Annotated in this window: 12 protein-coding genes and 4 pseudogenes; 6 read left to right on the forward strand and 10 right to left on the reverse strand. The window is 72.1% G+C overall.

Features of this window, described 5'->3' with window-relative positions; all coding sequences use genetic code 11:
• Window positions 1-74 precede the first annotated feature (74 nt).
• From RLT59_RS35005 to RLT59_RS35035, 7 genes and pseudogenes are all read right to left on the reverse strand, one after another.
• Window positions 75-803 (reverse strand): type 1 glutamine amidotransferase, encoded by a 729-nt coding sequence (locus tag RLT59_RS35005; protein WP_073736191.1) that lies wholly within the window; start codon window positions 801-803, stop codon window positions 75-77.
• Window positions 804-837: 34 nt separating this feature from the next.
• The gene (locus RLT59_RS35010) at window positions 838-2,076 is read right to left on the reverse strand and encodes a Mur ligase family protein (protein WP_123528582.1); all 1,239 of its coding nucleotides are present in this window, start codon (window positions 2,074-2,076) and stop codon (window positions 838-840) included.
• A 287-nt stretch (window positions 2,077-2,363) separates the two neighbouring features.
• The gene (gene sbnA, locus RLT59_RS35015) at window positions 2,364-3,371 is read right to left on the reverse strand and encodes a 2,3-diaminopropionate biosynthesis protein SbnA (protein ID WP_311307110.1); all 1,008 of its coding nucleotides are present in this window, start codon (window positions 3,369-3,371) and stop codon (window positions 2,364-2,366) included.
• A gap of 53 nt (window positions 3,372-3,424) precedes the next feature.
• Window positions 3,425-3,952, reverse strand: a pseudogene (locus tag RLT59_RS35020) (2,3-diaminopropionate biosynthesis protein SbnB); the annotation flags it as partial.
• A 113-nt stretch (window positions 3,953-4,065) separates the two neighbouring features.
• Entirely contained in the window at window positions 4,066-5,109 is a 1,044-nt protein-coding gene (locus tag RLT59_RS35025; protein WP_311307111.1) for a TauD/TfdA family dioxygenase, read from the reverse strand.
• A gap of 27 nt (window positions 5,110-5,136) precedes the next feature.
• Window positions 5,137-7,656, reverse strand: coding sequence for a non-ribosomal peptide synthetase (locus RLT59_RS35030; protein WP_311307112.1), 2,520 nt, complete (start codon window positions 7,654-7,656; stop codon window positions 5,137-5,139).
• A pseudogene (locus tag RLT59_RS35035) lies at window positions 7,653-10,078 on the reverse strand (Pls/PosA family non-ribosomal peptide synthetase). Before RLT59_RS35035 ends, RLT59_RS35030 begins: the two are co-directional and overlap by 4 nt.
• A 317-nt stretch (window positions 10,079-10,395) precedes the next feature.
• On the opposite strand from RLT59_RS35035, the gene def reads away from it, so the two are divergent.
• Window positions 10,396-10,950 (forward strand): peptide deformylase, encoded by a 555-nt coding sequence (gene def / locus RLT59_RS35045; RefSeq protein WP_311307114.1) that lies wholly within the window; start codon window positions 10,396-10,398, stop codon window positions 10,948-10,950.
• 23 nt (window positions 10,951-10,973) lie between these two features.
• Here def and RLT59_RS35050 read toward each other — a convergent pair whose 3' ends face one another.
• A complete protein-coding gene (locus tag RLT59_RS35050; protein WP_311307115.1) occupies window positions 10,974-11,624 on the reverse strand; it encodes a TetR/AcrR family transcriptional regulator in 651 nt (216 codons plus the stop codon).
• 186 nt (window positions 11,625-11,810) lie between these two features.
• On the opposite strand from RLT59_RS35050, the gene RLT59_RS35055 reads away from it, so the two are divergent.
• Entirely contained in the window at window positions 11,811-13,040 is a 1,230-nt protein-coding gene (locus tag RLT59_RS35055; RefSeq protein WP_311307116.1) for an acyl-CoA dehydrogenase family protein, read from the forward strand.
• Window positions 13,041-13,198: 158 nt separating this feature from the next.
• A complete protein-coding gene (locus RLT59_RS35060; protein ID WP_311307117.1) occupies window positions 13,199-13,597 on the forward strand; it encodes a hypothetical protein in 399 nt (132 codons plus the stop codon).
• Window positions 13,598-13,664: 67 nt separating this feature from the next.
• Here RLT59_RS35060 and RLT59_RS35065 read toward each other — a convergent pair whose 3' ends face one another.
• On the reverse strand, window positions 13,665-14,153 hold the full coding sequence (locus RLT59_RS35065) for a glutathione peroxidase (protein ID WP_311307118.1): 489 nt from the start codon (window positions 14,151-14,153) through the stop codon (window positions 13,665-13,667).
• A 55-nt stretch (window positions 14,154-14,208) separates the two neighbouring features.
• Complete coding sequence (locus tag RLT59_RS35070; protein ID WP_311307119.1) at window positions 14,209-15,213, reverse strand: Lrp/AsnC family transcriptional regulator; 1,005 nt, start codon at window positions 15,211-15,213, stop codon at window positions 14,209-14,211.
• Between the two features lie 151 nt (window positions 15,214-15,364).
• Between RLT59_RS35070 and RLT59_RS35075 the strand changes: the two genes are divergently transcribed.
• From RLT59_RS35075 to RLT59_RS35085, 3 genes and pseudogenes are all read left to right on the forward strand, one after another.
• Window positions 15,365-16,699 (forward strand): amidase, encoded by a 1,335-nt coding sequence (locus RLT59_RS35075; protein WP_311307120.1) that lies wholly within the window; start codon window positions 15,365-15,367, stop codon window positions 16,697-16,699.
• A gap of 249 nt (window positions 16,700-16,948) precedes the next feature.
• Window positions 16,949-18,085, forward strand: a pseudogene (locus RLT59_RS35080) (MFS transporter); the annotation flags it as partial.
• 261 nt (window positions 18,086-18,346) lie between these two features.
• A pseudogene (locus RLT59_RS35085) lies at window positions 18,347-18,904 on the forward strand (amidohydrolase family protein); the annotation flags it as partial.
• Window positions 18,905-18,930: the final 26 nt, after the last annotated feature.

The raw sequence follows: 18,930 nt of genomic DNA on the forward strand, positions 1-18,930 counted from the left end.
ACCGGCGCAGGGTGGCGGGACCGAACCGGGCGTCCGCCTGCTGGACTCCGCTCAGCTGAGCGAATTTCGCCTCATCAGACGGGCTGTGTCGCGGACGCGATCCGCTCGGCGCGCAGCGCCTCGTACCAGCGGTCGTCGGTCGGCGGCAGCGCGTTCACATCGAGCGCCAGCTTCAGCAGCAGGTCCGCGATGAGCGGGTTGCGCGCCATCACGGGCCCGTGCATGTAGGTGCCGAACACGGTGTCGTTGTACGCGCCCTCCGTGCCGTCCCCGGTGCCGTTGCCCCGGCCGAACTGCACCCGGGCGAACGGGCGTGCCGTCGGTCCGAGATGGGTGACGCCCTGGTGGTTCTCGAAGCCCGTCAGCGGCGGCAGCCCCAGGTGCGGGTCGATGTCCGCGAGCACGTCGCCCACGCACCGGTCGCCCTCGCCGCGGGTGGAGACCACGTCGAGCAGCCCGAGACCCTGCTCGCGCTCACCGAGGTCGTTGACGAACTCGTGGCCGAGGATCTGGTAGCCGGCGCAGACCGAGAAGATGATCGCGCCGTTGGACGCGGCCCGGCTGAGACCGCCGTCACGGCGCAGCCGCTCCGCGGCGAGCCGCTGCGGACGGTCCTCACCGCCGCCGATCAGATAGATGTCGCCCGACGTGGGAACGGGCTGGTCGCTGCGCACGTCGACGCGCGACACGTCGAGTCCGCGCTGGCGGGCCCGGCGCTCCACCACCAGGGCGTTGCCCTGGTCGCCGTAGGTGCTGAGCAGGTCCGGGTAGACCCACACCAGCCGCAGGCTGTTGTTGCTCATGCTTCGTCCTCTCCGGAGGGGGCCGGGGCCGGGGTCAGTTGCCGACACGACGGCGCAGATCCTGGAAGGCGGTGTAGTTGGCGATGACCTCGATACGGCCGGGCGGTGCCTGCTGCACGGCCTCGTCGAGGTTCTCGCAGACCCGGAAGTCGAGACCGGCCACTTCGAGCCGGACCGCGAGGTCGAGCTTGCGGTCGCCGAGCACGAAGATCGGGTGACCCGCGAGCTGGGTGTAGTCCACGTCCCACAGCCAGGAAGTGTCCGTACCGTCGGCGCCGCGTGCGTTGACGGAGAGGATCACCGGGGTGGGCGGCGGGTCGATCAGCGAGAACGTCTCCAGCCAGCCCGCCGGGTTCTTCGCCAGCAGGAGCCGCAGCTCACGGTTGAGGAAGGTGACGACGTCGTAGCGGCCCGCGACGGCCTGGACGTGGTACATCCGCTCCAGGGCGACCTGCGGCGGTACGCCGAAGACGGCGGCCACGGCGGCCGAGCTGGTGGCGTTGGCCTTGTTGGCGCGGCCGGGCAGCTGGAGGTGGATCGGCCAGGCCGAACCGTGCGGATCGAGCACGTAGTCGCCGTGCAGCACCCAGCTGGGCGGCGGCCGGCGGAAACCGCACTCGCCGCAGAACCAGTCGTCGCCGGGGCGCTGCATCACACCGCCGCAGGACGGGCAGGACCAGGCGTCGTCCTTCCACGCCTGTCCGGCCGCGACCCACACCACGTTGGGGGAGGAGGAGGCCGCCCAGACGATCAGCGGGTCGTCGGCGTTGGCGATGATCACGGCCTTCGAGCCGGACAGCCCCTCGCGCCACTTCTCGGCGAGCATCCGGGTCTCCGCGGCCCGGTCCAGCTGGTCGCGGGAGAGGTTGAGCAGCGCGATCACCTTGGGCGTCGTGTCGCGGGCGACCCCCGCGAGGTACTTCTCGTCCACCTCGATCACGCCGTACTGCGCGTCAGAGCCGCCGGCCAGGGCCGAGGTGATGCCCGCGGGCATGTTGGCGCCGAGCGCGTTCGACACGACCGGGCCGGCGGCCCGCAGTGCCTCGGCGATCAGCCGGGTCGTGGTCGTCTTGCCGTTGGTCGCCGACACCAGGATCACGTCCAGGTGCTGTGCCAGCCGCCCGAGCAGGTCGGGGTCGAGCCTGAGCGCCACCCGGCCGCCGATCACCGATCCGCTGCCCCGCCCGGCTGCCCGCGACACCGCCGCAGCGGCCTTGCCCGCCGTCACGGCCAGCTTGGCCCGCGGCGACAACGGCTCCGTGTTGCCTGCCATCGTCCTAGATCCTCCTTGCATCGGTCCGCGCCCAGCCTATCGATGTCCGGCGCGGCGGAGGCACGGCGGCACCGCTCGGTGCGTGGAGTTCCGGTGGAATGTGGGGCGCGTGGCGTACCACCGGCGCGAAAATCCCGTGGGCGGGCGGTTGCGCAGGCTGCTCACGGGCGGGCAGGAGGGTTCGGCGCCTCGCTGCGGGCAGGCCTGACCTCCCGTCATCACCCACCGCCCGTGCCCGCCTTCGGGGGTGCGGGCGGCGACGGCCGGGTGACCGAGGTCACGCCCTTTCAGGCCGCGGGTGGACCGGGTGCGGCCGGAGCGCGCCCGGCCGGGACGGGACCGACGGCGTCGAGCGGGCCCCGCCCGTACAGGTCCCGGACCCAGTTGTCCTGGTACACGGTGTCGAGGTAGCGCTCGCCCAGGTCGGGTGCCACGGCTACCGCGGTGAGGTCCCGGGCCCGCCGCCGGTCCAGCCAGTCGACCGCGCCGCTCACCACCGTGCCCGTGGAGCCGCCGAAGAGGAAGCCCCGTCCGGCCAGCCGGCGGCAGGCGCGGATCGTGTCCGCCTCCTCGACCCGGACCACCTCGTCCACGTAGGACTCGTCCAGCAGCGGCGGGCGCATGCTCATGCCCAGCCCCGGGATCATCCTGCGGCCGGGGGCGCCGCCGAAGGCGACCGAGCCGACGGTGTCCACCGCGACGATCCGCACCGGCAGCCGCAGGTCCCGGAAGTAGCGCGCGCAGCCCATCAGGGGCCCTGTCGTTCCCGCGCCGACGAACAGGACGTCCAGGTCCGGGAACGAGCGGGCGATCTCCGGTGCCGTCGGCAGGTAGTGCGCCCGCCAGTTCGCGGGATTGGCGTACTGGCTCAGCCACACGCACCGCTCGTCGGCGGCGCAGAGGCCCCGGACGTAGTCCAGCCGCGCGCCGAGGAAGCCGCCGTCGGACTCCTCGCCCGCCACGCAGCGCACCTCGCCCAGCGCCTCCATCAGCAGCCGCGTCGTGAGATTGCAGCGTGAGTCCGTCACGCAGACGAACCGGTAACCCTTGCTCGCCGCGATCATGCTCAGCGCGACGCCGAGGTTTCCGGACGAGGACTCGACCAGGACGGAGCCTGCTCTCAGCGAGCCGCCCCGCTCTGCGGACGCCACCATCTCGGCGGCCGCCTTGAGCTTGATGGAGCCTGCGAAGTTGAAGCCCTCGCACTTGAGGAGCGGCGAGCGGCCGAAGACCGGCTCCACATCGACGTAGAGGTCCTCCTCGTTGAAGTCCTGGGGGACGGATATGACCGACACGGCTAACTCCTCCTCGGGGTGGTGCGTCTCGTCCGTGCTGCGGGCCGTGGCACTCACCCGTACCGGCGGCGTTCGTGGAAGAAGTCGTCGACGGTCCGCAGTTCGCCCGAGCGGTCCACCTCGTCGTAGACGTAGGCGCCGACCGCGAGGTCGAGCACGCCGAGACCGAAGGGCGAGAACACCACGGGCCGGTCCGCCGGCACGTCCACCCGGCCCGCCATCACGTCGTCGAGCGTGCCGCTGACGAAGTTGCGGCTGCCCGTGAGCTGTTCGGTCAGATGCGCAGACGTGCCGGCCTTGAGGCAGTGCTCGATGTCGTCCACGATGTTGGTCGAGGCCAGCAGGACCTGTGGGGCGAGGTCCCGCAGCGACACGTGGAGCACCACGGGGTTGTGGCCGAACCACGCCGGGTCGCTGACGTGCGGCTGCCCGGCCACGGTCGCGAAGACCATGAGATCGCTCGTACGGATCAGCTCCTGCGGCTCCCGGTGCGCGGTGACGGCCGCCGGGCTGCCGGACTGTTCCACGTACACCCGGAAGCCGGCCGCGCTCTCCGCGGACACGTCGTACACCCCGATGTCCTTCTCGCGCCCCTCCAGGGCCCGCCGGACCTGGCCGCCGGGGATCACCGCGAACGAGGGCACGGAGATGTCGCCGGGTGCGGTGTACCCGGGCGTGCGGTCCTGGACGGTGCTCATCGCTGCCCCGCCTCCGCCGTCGGCGAGCAGGTGTCCAGCCGGGTGGGCGACGCCATCGCGGCGACCACGTCGCGCGGTCCCTCGTAGGCCTCCCTGCTGTGCGCGGTACGGATGTTGTCGACGAGCAGCAGGTCACCGGCGCGCCACGGCAGCCTCACGGTGTGGTCGGCGTAGACCGAACCGATGAGCCGGACGACCTCCTCCTCCAGGGGCTCGCCGTCGCCGTACCGGGTGTTGAACGGCAGTCCGGCGGGCCCGTACTCGTCGACCAGGTACTCCCGCACCTCGGGTGCGAGCGTCCATTCGTTCAGGAACGCGATCTGGTTGAACCAGCAGCGCCGTCCGTTGACCGGGTGGCGCACCACCGCCGCGCGGTGCTGCGTGGTCCGCAGCCCTCCGTCGGGCTGCCAGTCCCAGCTGATGGCGTGGGCTCGGCAGTAGCTATCCATGGCGTCGCGCTCTGCGGTGCCGAACGCCTGGGAGACGGTGGCCCCGATCTCGTCGTTGTAGCTGCGGTCCAGCAGCCAGCCCTCCCGCTCGAACCGTTCGACGAGGTCGCGGGGCAGGGCGTCGAGGACGGCCGCCGCGTCGGCCAGGCCGACGGCTCCGCCGCTGGTGGGGCCGGTGAGGCAGGCGAAGAGCAGCAGGGCGGGGAAGCCGAGCGTGTAGCTCAGCTCGTGGTGCATGCACATCGGCTGGTCCGGTGGCCAGGGGGACGCGGAATGCACTCCGGGGGCGTAGCTCTCCCTGGGCGCGAAGGCCTCCCGTTCGGTGACCGGTTCGACGGCCAGTCGCTCCAGTACCGCACCGACGTCCGCCGCCTCGCGCAGCTCCAGCCCGCAGACCAGGACCGCGCCGTGCGTGAGGAGCTCGGTGCGGAGGCGTTCGCGCGCCCCGGTGGCCCAGCCGGCCGGGTCGTCGGTGTCCGGGACCCGCAGCACCGGGGGCCGACCGGGCACGCCGGGCTCCGCCTCCGGGCCGGGCGGTGAGGCCGTGATGTCGGCGATCTCGTTGTTCTCGGTGATCTCGATGGAGGACATGTCACTCTCCTCAGGGTGGTGATCGGTTCACCGGGCAGCGCGTTCGTCCACGAGCGCGGCCAGGTCGGTCAGTACGGGGTGGCGTACGAGGTCCTTGAGCGAGACCTCCCGGTCCAGGGAGATCACGACGCCGACCGCGGTGAGCGAGGTGCCGCCCCGGTCGAAGAAGTTGTCCCGCCGCCCCACCCCGTCCGCCGGAACGCCGAGCGCCTCGGCCCAGGCGGCTGCCAGCCGCCGCTCGGTACGGGTGCGGGGGAGCGCGGCGCTCCCGTGGTCGCCGGATGCCCCGAGTTCGCCGGCGAGCCGGGTCAGTTCCGTCCGGTCGGTCTTCCCGTTGGCGGTCAGCGGCAGGGTCCGCCGCCAGTGGACCGCGGCCGGAACCATGTACGCGGGCAGGGATTCGGCCAGGTGCTCGCTCACGAAGGCGGCCGGCAACGGCTGTGCGCCGCTGCAGAAGGCGATCAGCCGCCTCCCGTCGGCCGCCGCCGTCTCCCCGGTGACCACGACAGCGGCGTCACGGACGCCGGGGACCGCCAGCAGGGCGTTCTCGATCTCGCCGGTCTCGATGCGGAACCCGCGGATCTTCACCTGGCTGTCGCGGCGGCCGAGGAATTCCAGCTGCCCGTCCGGGAGCCAGCGGCCGTAGTCCCCGCTCAGGTGCAGCCGCTCCCCGGGCCGGTACGGATCCGGCAGGAAGGCGGCCCGGGTCCGCTCGGGATCGTTGATGTACCCGCGGCCGACGCAGATCCCGGAGAAGGCGATCGCGCCGGGCGCGCCCAGCGGCACCGGGCACCTGTGCTCGTCGAGGAGGTACATGCGGGCGTTGCGGACCGGGCGCCCGATCGGCACCGCTTCGGTTTCCGGCACCCGGTGCATGACCGCGTGACTGGTGTCGTCCGATGTCTCGGTCAGCCCGTAGGCGTTGACGAGCGGGACTCCCGGTCGGGCGCTGAACCAGCGCCGGACCAGATCCTTCTTCAGCGCCTCCCCGGTGACCGATACGCAGCGCAGGTCCGGCAGTTCGCGCGGGTGCCGCTCCAGGAAGTTCAGGACGGCGTCCAGGTAGGAGGGCACCACCTGGACCACGCCGGCCCGGCCGTCGGCCGGCGTGTCGAGGAAGCGCCGTACGTCCAGGACGTCGCCCTGGCCGACCAGGAGGGTGGTTCCGCCGGTGAGCAGGGGGCAGAGCAGCTGCCACAGCGAGATGTCGAAGCACTGGGGGGCGGTCTGGGCGACCACGTCCGTCTCTCCGATGTCCAGATCGTCGGTCTTCGCGAGGAGATGGTTGAGCAGACCGGCGTGCTCCACCATCGCGCCCTTCGGCTCGCCGGTCGAGCCGGAGGTGAAGAAGACGTAGGCCAGATCGTCGGCGCCGACCGGGACGCCGGGTCCGGCGCGCGTCCCGGAACCGGTGTCGTCCGGACGCGGTTCGCAGAGCGGGCCGATGAGCAGCTTCCGTACGTCCGGCAGGGAGTCCAGCGCGCGGTCGAGCGTCGCGGTGCTGCCCGATTCGGTGAGCACCAGCTCGCAGCCGGCGCGGCGGAGCATGGCGGCGATGCGCCCGGCCGGGAAGTGCGGATCGACGGGGAGGTAGACGCCGCCGGACTTGAGGATCGCGAGCACGGCCGCCGCCCATTCCAGGCTCCGTTCGGTCACCAGGGCGACGACCCCCTGCCTGGTCAGCCCCGCGCCCAGCAGGGCGTGTGCCAGCCGGTTGGCGCGGGTGTCGAGGTCGCGGTACGTCCACCGCCGGCCGCCGTGGACCGCCGCGACGCGGTCCGGGTGCGCGCGCACCCGCTGTTCGAAGAGCTGGTGGGAGCGGAGGTCGGGCAGCTCGCGGTGCGGCCCGGCGAGTCCGTCGAGTTGCAGGCGGAGTTCGCCGGGTGACAGCAGGCTCTGCCGTCCGTGCGCCGCGTCGGGGGCGGCGGCGATCAGCCGCAGCGCGTTGAGGTGGTAGCCGGCGATCCTGGTCGCGGCCTCCGCGTCGAGCGCGTCGGTCCGGTAGCGCAGCCGCAGCACGTCGCGGCCGTCGCGGCGCGTGAACCCGACGTTGATGACGGCGCCCGGTACGGGTCCGGCCGCGCCGGTCGCGTCGAACACCGCCTCCGGCACGGTGGCGGGGAGGCGCAGCCGCTGCCTGAGAGCCTCCACCGGGTATCCCCGGTGGGCCAGCAGTTCCGCCTCTGCGCGGTCCGGGTGCAGCAGGAGGGCCCGCCACGAGGCGGCACCGGTCGTCAGCCGGCAGAGCAACGGCCCGGCGTCCACGGCGGGGACGTATCCCGTGGTGACACCGGGTTCGCCGGACAGTGCGGCGAGGACCCGGGCATGGCCGGCCAGCAGCGGCGCGGTGGGCGAGACGCCCATCGAGCGCGCCAGCACGTTCAACTCTTCGGCCAGGGCGTCGGGGACGGCAGTCTCGACCGTCGCGGTGCCCGGCGTCGGACCGCGCGTCCACCTCGGGACGGCGGTGGCGCCGCCGGCGGTCAGCACATCGCGCCAGTACTCGGCTCCGGTCCGTGCGGGCGTGTTCATCGCGGGCGTGTTCATCGTGGAGCCTCCTCGCTCCGGGCGCCGCCGGCTCGTAGCTGGTGTGCGGGGTTGCCGCCCCACAGCGCGTCGCGCGGCACCGACTCGGCCTTCATCAGGAAGGAGTCCGCAGCGAGAGCGGCCCCGTCGTCGATCGTCACGCCGTAGTGCACGAAGGCCCCGACGCCGAGGGTGCAGTGCGATCCGAGCGTGGTGGGGGCGGATTTGAAGGCGCCGTCCTCCTGCGAGTGGCACTGGACGACGCTGCCGGCGTTGAGCGTGCAGCGGTCCCCGATGGTGACCATCGTGCGTTCCGTCAGATAGCAGCCGTCGTCGAAGACCTCGCGGCCGATCCGGACCCCCAGCGACCGCCAGATCAGACTCTTGAAGGGTGTCCCGTCGAAGACCCGGAGGTACGTTTCGGACGGCACCTTCCAGAAGCGTTCGCGCCGCCAGAAGCGGCGGTCGTAGATCGAGCAGAACAGCGGGCCCGGCGGGTGGAACGCCGTGACGAGGCGTTCCACCAGGACGAAGTACCCGGCGCTCACCACGACGAGGAGCACATTGCCCAGCGCGACCGCCGCCGCGCCCACCGAGGTGTACAGCTCCGCCGCCCCCGACATCACCAGGGTGACCACGAAGGCGTAGCACCACCGCGCCATCAGGTACAGCCCCATCGATGCGGCGTTGTGCCTGTTCTTGGCCGCGAGGCCGCCGCGCAGCGTCTCGCCGCTCTTCATGCGGTCGAAGCCGCTGTCGCGCTGGATTGACCGGGGGATCTCGAAGCAGGGCGAGCCGAGGAGGCCGACGCCCTCACGGGTCCTGCCGTCGACCGGGACCATGACCTTGGTCGCCAGCAGGCAGTTGTCCCCGGCCCTGCTCCGTGCCGGGTAGGTGATCCTGTTGCCCAGGAAGCTGTGTGCCCCGATGGCCGTCCGCGAGACGCGGAACGAAGTGCTGGAGTATTCGGCGTTGTTGACCGACAGCCCGTCGGCCACCATCGTTCCCGTCCCGACCGTGCTCAGATACGGCGTCTCGTGCTTGACCTCGGTACCGAAGTTCGACCCTGTCTGCTCGACGCGCGAGAGGTCGTACCCGAGCAGGCGGAGGTAGGGGACGATGCCGGAGCTGTCGCCGAACAGGCGGGTCAGGAAGCGCCGGTTGGTCAGCAGTGTGATCGCGCGGTGCACCCCGTAGTGGAAGCCGTAGAGCGGATAGACCTTGTCCGGCTCGATGGTGCGGCTCAGCAGCCGGGGGACGGTGGCGAGCAGCAGGAAGGCGAGCGGCACGACCACGAAGAGCAGGACGAACGACGCCGCCAGGGTGTCCCGGTAGAAGGCCCAGGTCGTGAGGACGGTGGGCCCCGGGTCCAGTACCGCCGAGAGCTGCGGGGCCCCGGCGAGCAGCATCCCGATCCCGTCGACGGCCAGCGGCAGGTACACCAGGAGCGCGCTGAGCAGCTGGGTGCCGCTGTGGACCGCCCGGCGCAGGGTGCCGCAGGGCGCCGGTCCCACCACCTGGTACTCCGCCCCGGCCCGCTGCGCGGGTGAACCGTGCCAGTGCTCGCCGGCGGGTACGCGCCGGCCGCGGTGCAGGGCGGAGGCGTGGGCCAGGCGGGCACCGTCGCCCATGGACGTCCCTATGTCGAGCACGGAGGCCTCGGCGACGACGACGTCCCTGCCGAGGGTCACGGTGCCGGTCTGGATCAGACCGTCATGGGCCCGGTAGCAGGAGAGGAACGCGTCCTTGCGGATGACGGAGGAGTCCCCGACGGTGAGCAGGTCGGTGCAGAGGGGCACGTTGCGGGAGAGGATCACCACGCCCTTCCCGATCCGCGCGCCCAGCGCCCTGAGGTAGAGCGTGTACAGCGGCGATCCGGCGAACAGCACCAGCGGGTCGGCGCGGACGAGCGTTCTGACGATCCAGAACCGGACGTACGCGAGGCTCCAGATACGGATCTCCCGGGGCCTCCAGCGCCCGATGAGAGCCCATTTCGCCGCGATCGGCAGCACCGAGAGCCCCAGCAGGGCCCCGGCGCCGAACGTGACAGAGCGGAGGTACCCGGAGAGCAGGCCGGACCCGGCGGATATCCACTCGTAGCCCCGGACGGTGATGAACGCGATGACGCACGAGTAGCCGACGAAGGCCACGAGCTGGAGCGCCCCGTAAAGGAGATATCCGGCCCGGCCGGTGGGGGCGGACCGCGGGGGAGCGGGGAGAGCTCTCGCAGCGGGCTCGGCGTGCCCGGCGGGGGACGGGGGTGCGGCGGCCGCCAGGGCGTGGCCAGTTCACCGGCCGTGGGGTGCGCGTAGACATCCCGCATCGAGACCGGCGGCAGATCCGCGCGCTTTCTCACCCGGGCGCAGAAGTGGGCCATCACCAGGGAGTCGGCGCCCAGATCGTCGAAGAAGTGGCTGTCCGCCGTCACCCGGTCGAGGTGCATGACATCCGCGAGGACGTCCCGGAACGCCGCTTCGGCGTTGCGCGGTACGGCAGCGGCCGTACCGGGGTCCGGGGGCAGTGTGGCGACTCGCTTTCCTGTCATGGGGGCTCCCTGGGCGGCAAATGGCGTCACCGAGGGCGCACGGTGGTTCTGTCCCGATGGCTCCAGCTCGGTGGCTCTATGAGGGATTCGAGACCGATGGAGGGGCGGATTGCCGCATATGGAAGAAATCTCCTTATTTCTCCCAGGGATGTGCGGGCGCGGCCGCCCCGGGGCCGGGTGGCGGCCGTGTGTCCGGCGCTGTCCCGGACCGTACGATGGCCGCCATGCGAAACCGCCCGATCCCCGGCAGTTCCGGACGCGTCCGGGCCATGAGCCTGCTCGGTGACCCCGTGCTGCACGGCGCCTGCGAACCCGTCACGGACTTCGGGCCCGCGCTCGCCCGGCTGGTCGAGGACATGTACGCCACGATGTACGCGGCGAACGGCGTCGGGCTCGCGGCCAACCAGGTCGGCGTGGCGCTACGGGTGTTCGTGTACGACTGCCCCGACGACGAGGACGTCCGGCACCTGGGGCACCTGGTCAACCCCACCCTCGTCGAGGCCGACGGCATCACCGTGCGGGGCCCGGAGGGCTGCCTGTCGCTGCCGGGCGTCGAGGCCGGTACGCCCCGCTTCGACCATGCGGTGGTCGAGGGGGTCACGGTCGAGGGCGAGCCGGTGCGGGTCAGCGGCACCGGCTTCTTCGCCCGTTGCCTCCAGCACGAGTGCGACCACCTGGACGGCGCCGTCTACACCGACCGGCTGACCGGACTGCGGCGGGCGCGGGCCCTGCGCGCGGCCCGCCGGGCGCCCTGGGGGCGGCCCGGCTGACCGGCGAGCGGTATGCGCGGCTTTCAGAACCCGGGGCCGCCGGGGCGGTCGCCCGCCGCGGACAGCCTGCCCCACAGCAGATCGGCCAGGCTGCTCACCAGCTGGGCCCGTGAGCAGGGGCGTTCGCCCAGCCACCAGTCGCCCGCCGCGTGCATCATGCCGACGATGCCGTGACCCCAGATCCGGGCCATGACCTGGCTGTCGGCCCCGAGGTCCACCCGCTCCGCGATGACCGTGGCGAGCTCCTCGCCCAGGCGGCGCAGCAGCGGGGCGGAGTGGCGTCCCACGTCGAAGCCCTGCTCGGAGGAGTGCGCCGCGTCGTCGGCGGGGTGCATCAGGAACCGGTAGACCTGCGGACGGGCCTCGATCGCGGCGAGATAGGTGTCGAGCGTCGCCTCGACCCGGGCGCGGCGGTCGGCGGGGGCGTCGAGCGCCGCCCGCAGTGCGCCGAGGAGCGCGTCGGTGTGCCGTTTCGCGAGGGCGCGGTAGAGCCCGCCCTTGTCGCCGAAGTGCCGGTAGAGGATGGGCTTGGTGATCCCGGCCTCCGCCGCGATGGCGTTCATCGAGGCCCCGGGGCCGTCCCTGAGCACCACGCGGTCGGCGGCTTCGAGCAGCTCCCGGCGGCGGCGTTCTGCCGCGGACCGTTGCCGCTCCGCCTGTCGTGTGGTCTCCATGCTGTTTCTCCCACCCCTGGCCGTGCCTGTCCGTCCTGCCTGCGCAACGTAACACCCTGTCCAGCGGTGCGCGGATCTGCGGTTGAGCGGTTGACAGAGGCTACTTGCCGGTAACAGACTGTTGTTACCGCAAGTAACGAATGATTTTCGACAGCAGTACTTTGACAGCAGTACGTGGAGGGGAACATGGCCGAGTTCACGCTCGAACTCAACGACGACCAGAAGCAGGTCCGTGACTGGCTGCACGGATTCGCCGCGGATGTGATCCGGCCGGCCGCTTCGGAGTGGGACGAGCGTGAGGAAACGCCGTGGCCCGTCATTCAGGAGGCGGCCAAGGTCGGCATCTACTCCCTGGACTTCTACGCCCAGCAGTTCTTCGACCCGACCGGCCTCGGCATTCCGATGGCGATGGAGGAGCTGTTCTGGGGTGACGCGGGCATCGCGCTGTCGATCGTCGGTACGGGCCTGGCGGCCGTCGGCGTCCTCGCCAACGGCACGGAGGAGCAGATAGGCACCTGGATCCCGCAGATGTACGGCGACGCGAACGATGTGAAGGTCGCCGCCTTCTGCTCCTCGGAGCCCGACGCCGGCTCCGACGTCGCCTCGATGCGCACCCGCGCGGTGTACGACCAGGCCAAGGACGAGTGGGTGCTCAACGGCACCAAGACCTGGGCGACCAACGGCGGCATCGCCAACGTCCACGTCGTGGTCGCGGTCGTCGACTCCGAGCTCGGCTCCAAGGGGCACGCCTCCTTCATCGTGCCGCCGGACACCCCCGGGCTCTCCCAGGGGCAGAAGTTCAAGAAGCACGGCATCCGCGCCTCGCACACCGCGGAGGTCGTCCTTGAGGACGTGCGCGTCCCGGGCCACTGCCTGCTCGGTGGCAAGGAGAAGCTCGACCAGCGCCTCGCGCGGGCCCGGGAGCGCGCCGCCTCCGGTGGCGGCGAGCGGGTGAAGAACGCCGCGATGGCCACGTTCGAGGCATCCCGCCCGGCGGTCGGCGCGATGGCGGTCGGCACCGCCCGTGCCGCGTACGAGGTCGCGCTCGACTACGCGAAGACCCGCACCCAGTTCGGCCGCCCGATCATCGACAACCAGGGCATCGCCTTCCAGCTCGCCGACATGCGCACCCGGATCGACGCGGCCCGGCTGCTGGTCTGGCGCGCGTCCTGGATGGCGGCCGCCGGCAAGCCGTTCGAGTCCGCCGAGGGCTCCATGTCCAAGCTGTACGCGAGCGAGACGGCCAAGGAGGTCACCGCGCAGGCGGTCCAGATCCTCGGCGGCAACGGCTTCACCCGTGAGTACCCGGTGGAGCGGATGCACCGGGACGCCGCGATCTACACGATCTTCGAGGGCACCAGCGAGATCCAGCGGCTGGTGATCGCCCGCACGCTGTCCGGGATGCCCATCCGCTGACAACCGGCCCAGGCCGCATGCAGGTTCCGGCCCCCGTCCCCCGCCGCACCGGCAGGGGACGGGGGCCGGTCCTGTGTCGTGGGTGAATGGTGTGCACCTGCCATGCACCTGTAGATTCCCCGTGAAAATCGTGACCGGCCGATGAAGGGGAACGCACCATGCTGAAGTTCACCGGGGGGCGGGTCGTGGCCGCCGCCGTGGCGGCGTTCGGCCTCGTCATCGCCGCACAGGGCACGGCCGCGGGCGCGCCGAAGCCGATCGAGGCGACCTTCGGCGGGTACGGGGAATGGAACCCCGACCCCTACGGCAGCATCCCCGGCGACTCGATCCGCGCCTGCGACACGGGCGCGGACGGCTGGGGCATCGAGGTGAAGCTCGACATCGGCCGCGACGGGACCTGGGACCGGGTCGCGAGTACCCGAGGTCACAATTCCCCCTACTGCAGCCCCTGGAAGAGCGGCAACATCAAGGAAGGCACGCCCGTGAGCATCCAGGTGGCGAATGTGAACGCCGGCGTCACCTACCCCAAGGGCTCGCTCCTGCTCAGCCACGCCTGAGCGACGGGCCCGAGAGCCACCGGGTGGCGGGCGGCGATCCGGCCGCAGGCCACCCGACGGCATCGCCTCAGGCGGGAAGCTGGGCCTCGATGGCCGCGACGAGCTCCGGGGCCTCCGGCTCGGTGGCGGGGCGGAGCCGGGCGACCGGCTCGCCCGCGGGGGAGAGCAGGAACTTCTCGAAGTTCCACTTCACGTCACCGGCTTCGCCGTCGGCGTCCGCGAGCTTCGTCAGCTCCACGTAGAGCGGGTGCCGGCCCGCGCCGTTGACGTCCGTCTTGGCCAGCAGCGGGAAGCTCACCCCGTACGTCGCCGAGCAGAACGCCTGGATCTCCTCCGAGCTTCCGGGCTCCTGGCCGGCGAACTGGTTGCACGGCACGCCGAGCACGGTGAACCCCCGGTCCCCGTAAGTCTTCTGGAGCCGCTCCAGGCCCGCGTACTGCGGGGTCAGCCCGCACTTGGAGGCGACGTTCACCAGCAGGACGGCCTGGCCCCGGTAGGCGCCCAGGGTGGTCGGCTCGCCGGTCAGGGTGTGGAGGGGAATGTCGTAGAGCGTCATGAGGATCTCCTAGTAAATGGCTTTCACTGCCATTCTTACGCCCCTGGGCCGCCACTTATGCCCACAGGTTCATCGGGACGAAGCCGACCGCACGGCCGTCCGGATCCAGCAGCCTGCCCATCAGTTTGACCGCACGCAGCGCGACCGCCCGGTCGGCGATCCGCAGATGGGGGAGGGTCGCGGCCAGACGTACTTCCAGGTCCTGGGCATCCACCAGCGAGGAGACCCAGACCGTCGCGATCAGATTCTGCGGACCGGCCAGGCCGAGGCACTGCCGGATCTCCGGAAGCCTCGCCAACTCCCTTGCCGTGGAGTCGAGATGCTCGGGCGAGACAGTGCCGAAGAAGGTCACGGCAACCGGTGAGCCGGACAGCGAGCGGGCCAGATCGCAGCGCAGCACCAGCCGTCCGGACTCCAGCAGCCGGTTCAGTCGCCGGCTCGCCGTGTTCACAGAGACGCCCAGTATCTCGGCGAGTTCACTCAGCGACATCCGCCCGTTCTCGCCGATCGCCGTGACCAGCTCCGCGTACTCGGGAGACTGCTGGGAGCCGCCCAGCGCCGAGCGCCGGGACGCGGCCAGCGCCTCCTGCTGGGAGCGGCTCAGGCTCGTCAGCCGCCAGACGCTCCCCTCCGTGTAACTACGGGTGACCAGACGGGCCCGGGTCGCCGTGATCCCGGGGATCGTGCCGAGCCGGTCCACGATGTAGCGCGAGAGCGCGCCGAAACCGGTGGCCATGGCCGTGATCAGCAGGTCCCGGCCGCCCGCCGCGTGCTCCACGGTCACCGCGTGCGGGTCCGCGGAGAGCTGCTCGGCCACCGCACCCGCCTGCCCCGGCGCACAGTCGATCTCGATCAGCGCACCGGCTCCGGAGCCGCCGAAGGGATAGGCGGTCACCCAGGCATGGCCCGCCGTCCGCAGCCGCTCCCAGCGCCGGGCGACGGTGGCGGCGTCGATGTCCAGCGCCTTCGCCAGCTCTGTCCAGGGCGCCCGTGGGCTGATCTGCAGGGCGTTCACCAGGGCCAGATCGAGTTCGCTGAGCGGGGGCAGGTTTTCAGTCATCTGAGATCCGCATCGGGAAGCGTTGTGGGAAAAAACTGCATTGGATCGTGATTCATGACAGAGATAAGCAATTCGATGTCACCTCATGATCGGAGATTAGCATCGCCCTACCTCATCAGATCCAGCCAGTTCCTTGCCCCGGAGGCGCCCCGTGCAGCAGCCTTTCGCCACCCTCGCCGAGGCCGCCGCCGCCCTTCGGTCGGGCGCCGTCGGCAGCCGTGAGCTCGTCGCCGCCGCACTCGCCGACGCCGACACGCTCGATCCGCTGCTCGGCGTGTACGTGACCCGCTTCCCGGAACAGGCACTCGCCGCGGCCCGCGCGGCCGACTCCCGCCCGGCCGCCGAACGCGGCCCGCTGCACGGGCTGCCGCTCGCCGTGAAGGACAACCTCGCCACCGTCGAGGGCCCGGCCACCGCACAGAGCCCCGCCCATGACCCGCACTGGTGGTGCGGGCGCGACGCGCCCGCCGTCGCCCGGCTGCGCCGCGCCGGGGCCGTCGTCCTCGGCAAGACCACCATGGCCGAGTACGCCATGGGCCGGCCCGACCCCGCCCACCCCTTCCCGGTGCCCCGCAACCCCTGGGACCCGGAGCGGTGGACCGGCGGATCGAGCACCGGCAACGGTGCGGGCATCGCCTCCGGCCTCTTCCTCGGGGCCCTCGGCAGCGACACCTCCGGCAGCGTCCGGCTGCCCGCCGCCCTGTGCGGCACCACCGGCCTGAAGACCAGCTTCGGCCTGCTGCCCACCGACGGCTGCCTGCCGCTCAGTCCCTCGCAGGACGTCCTGGGCCCGATGGCCGTCAGCGCCGGAGACTGCGGGCTCCTCCTCGACGCGCTGACCGGGCAGCCGGGCCGCGCTCCCGGCCCCTCGGACATCCAAGGACTGCGCGTCGGCGTCCCGTACGGGCTCCTCGCCGCGGCGGGCGGACTGATTCCCGCGCACCTCTACCTCCGCGCCCAGCGGACCCGCGAACGGCTCACCGCCGCGCTGCTGGAGCGGCTGGACGGCCCGGCCGGGGCCGACGTGATCGCCACCCCGACCTGGCCCGCGCCCGCCCGCCCCTACGCCCGGGAAACCGCGCCCGGCGACGAGCTCAACCTCACCGCCGTCTGGAACCCCACCGGCTTCCCGGCCCTCGCGCTGCCCATGGGCGCCGACCCGGCCGGGCTGCCGCTCTCCCTCCAACTGGCCGGCCGCCCCCGCGGCGAGCACACCCTGCTCCGTGCGGGCGAGGCCTTCCAGTCCGTCACCACCTGGCATCTGCGCAGGGCCGCGCCCGACCCCCGGCACCGGCCCGCCCCGCTCCGCGACCCGGACCGCGAAGAACCGGCGCCCGCCCCCTCCCTGCCCGGCCCCGGCCACGCCCCGGCCGGCGTCGAGGAAGCCCTCGCGGCCGTCGGCATCAAACCGGGCCCGGCCGATCTGGCCGTCGTCGGCGCAGTGGCCCGCGGGATCCTCGCGGCCCCCCGCCGGCCGGCCGCCTGACCCGCTCCCGCCCCCGAAGCCTCATCGCAGCGAACTCTTCCCGCCCCACCACCCTCCGCCGCGCCCGTGTGCGCGGCCGTGCCCAAGTGGAGATCCCCATGTCGCGTATCCAGCCCACCGCGGGCGCCGGCGCGCCTGGCCTCGGCGGCGCCCGCGTCGCCGCGGTCGTCGGATTCCTGGTCTTCGTCGAACTGACCAGCGGCATCATCCAGGGGATGATGCCGGCCCTTCGCGGTCCTCTGCCTCGTCGCCGGCTCCGTCCTGGTCGCCTGGTCGCCCTCCTTCGAGGTGCTGCTCGTCGGGCGCGTCCTGCAGGGACCGCTCGCCGCGCTCCTTCCGCTGGAGATCGGCCTCGTCCGCGACCGCCTCGACGCGGCGGGCGCCCGGAGCGCCATCGCCCTGCTCGTCGGCGCCCTCACCTTCGGTGCCAGCGCCGGCATGGTCATCGCCGGTCTCCTGCGCCAAGTCATCTCCTCGGTGCACGGCGTGCTCTGGATCCCGGCCGTCACGACCGTGCTGTGCGCCGGAGTCGTCTTCTTCCTGGTACCCGAATCGAAGACCCGCGCCCCGGGCCGGGTCGACTGGGCCGGAGCCGGGCTGCTCAGCGTCGGACTCGCCACGCTGCTCCTCGGCATCTCCCAGGGACCCAAGTGGGGCTGGAGCGACGGCTGGACACTGACGCTCCGCGCGGTCGCCGCCGCCACGCTCGTCGTCTGGGTCCTGGTCGAACTCCGCGTCGCGGAGCCCATCGTCGACATCCGCCTCACCGTCCGGCGCACCCTGCTCCCCGTGTACGCGGCCAGCTTCCTGCTCGGCACCGCGCTCTTCGGCGCCCAGACCGCCGCCGTCCTCTTCGTCTCCTCGCCCGGCGACAAGCTCGGATACGGATTCGGCTACGACGCCCTCGGCATCGCGTGGCTGATGCTGCCGTCCGGCGTGATGGCGTTCGCCGCCTCGCTCGTCGCCTCCCGGCTCTTCCGGCTGATCGGCGGACGCGGCGCCCTCGCGCTCAGCGGGTTCCTCATGGCGGCCGGCTACGTGCTCCTGATTGTGGCGCACGACGAGCCCTGGCAGTTCGTCGTCGTCAACGCCATCGTCGGCTCGGGCTTCGGACTGGCCCTCAGCGCCATGCCCGTCCTCATCGTCGAAGCCAGCCCGCACGAGCGCACCGCGATCGCCACCCGGATCTACAACACCGCCAAGACAGTGGGCGGTTCGGTCGCCGGAGCCGTCTTCGCGGCCATCCTGACCGCGATCACCTTCAAGGGCACGGAGATACCCACGATCGACGCCTACACCACCGTCTGGTGGTGCTGCGCGGGCGTGTCGGTCCTGGTCGCCGGCGCGGCGGCCGTCGTGGCCCGGCCCCGTACCGCCCTCGACTGACCGGCCACTCACCCCGATCCGCACCCCCAGGGAAGGAACAGCGCCATGCCCGCTCCCACCACCCCCGTACTCCTGCACAACGGCCTGCTCATCGACGGCACGGGCGCCGAACCCGTCCAGGACGGCGCGGTCCTCATCGAGGACGGACGCGTGCGCTGGGCGGGCCCGTCCGCGGACTGTCCGGCGACCGAGGAGGGGACCCGGCGCGTCGACGTCCGAGGCGGCACGATCCTGCCCGGCTTCATCGACTGCCACGTCCACATGGCCGCCCCCGGCACCGCACTGAGCCACGCCGAGATCGCCACCATGCCCCGCAGCCTGCTCACCTTCCTCGCCGTACCCCGGATGCGGGCGACGCTCGAAGCCGGGGTCACCACCGCCAGGGACCTCGGCGGGGCGGATGCCGGACACCGGCGGGCCGTCGAGTCCGGGCTGCTGGTGGGCCCCCGGCTGCTGGTGGCCGTCGCCATGCTCAGCCCGACCGGCGGGCACGGCGACTTCCGGCCGGGGAACGACGACCGCGCCAACGACAACACCATGGGGCGGCTGGCCGACGGCACCGCCGAATGCCGCCAGGCGGTGCGCGGCGTGCTGCGCCAGGGCGCCGACTGCGTCAAGATCGCCGCGACCGGCGGCGTCTGGAGCCCCACCGACCAGCCCGACGACGACGGATTCCTGGAGGACGAGATCCGCACGATCACGGAGATCGCCGCCGGACACCGGGGCAAGAAGGTCGCCGCCCACGCCCAGGGCAGGGGCGGCATCCTCAACGCCGTACGGGGCGGGGTCGCCAGCATCGAGCACGGCTACGAGATCGACGACGAGGCCATGGACCTGATGCTGGA

Source organism: Streptomyces sp. ITFR-6 (assembly GCF_031844725.1).
GTDB lineage: Bacteria > Actinomycetota > Actinomycetes > Streptomycetales > Streptomycetaceae > Streptomyces.

Coding starts and splice junctions, on each gene's coding strand:
- def (WP_311307114.1), top strand. CDS start 10,396: ATGGCCGCCATGCGAAACCGCCCGATCCCCGGCAGTTCCGGACGCGTC.
- RLT59_RS35025 (WP_311307111.1), bottom strand. CDS start 5,109: ATGTCCTCCATCGAGATCACCGAGAACAACGAGATCGCCGACATCACG.
- RLT59_RS35070 (WP_311307119.1), bottom strand. CDS start 15,213: ATGACTGAAAACCTGCCCCCGCTCAGCGAACTCGATCTGGCCCTGGTG.
- RLT59_RS35065 (WP_311307118.1), bottom strand. CDS start 14,153: ATGACGCTCTACGACATTCCCCTCCACACCCTGACCGGCGAGCCGACC.
- RLT59_RS35055 (WP_311307116.1), top strand. CDS start 11,811: ATGGCCGAGTTCACGCTCGAACTCAACGACGACCAGAAGCAGGTCCGT.
- RLT59_RS35010 (WP_123528582.1), bottom strand. CDS start 2,076: ATGGCAGGCAACACGGAGCCGTTGTCGCCGCGGGCCAAGCTGGCCGTG.
- RLT59_RS35050 (WP_311307115.1), bottom strand. CDS start 11,624: ATGGAGACCACACGACAGGCGGAGCGGCAACGGTCCGCGGCAGAACGC.
- RLT59_RS35005 (WP_073736191.1), bottom strand. CDS start 803: ATGAGCAACAACAGCCTGCGGCTGGTGTGGGTCTACCCGGACCTGCTC.
- RLT59_RS35030 (WP_311307112.1), bottom strand. CDS start 7,656: ATGAACACGCCCGCGATGAACACGCCCGCACGGACCGGAGCCGAGTAC.
- RLT59_RS35060 (WP_311307117.1), top strand. CDS start 13,199: ATGCTGAAGTTCACCGGGGGGCGGGTCGTGGCCGCCGCCGTGGCGGCG.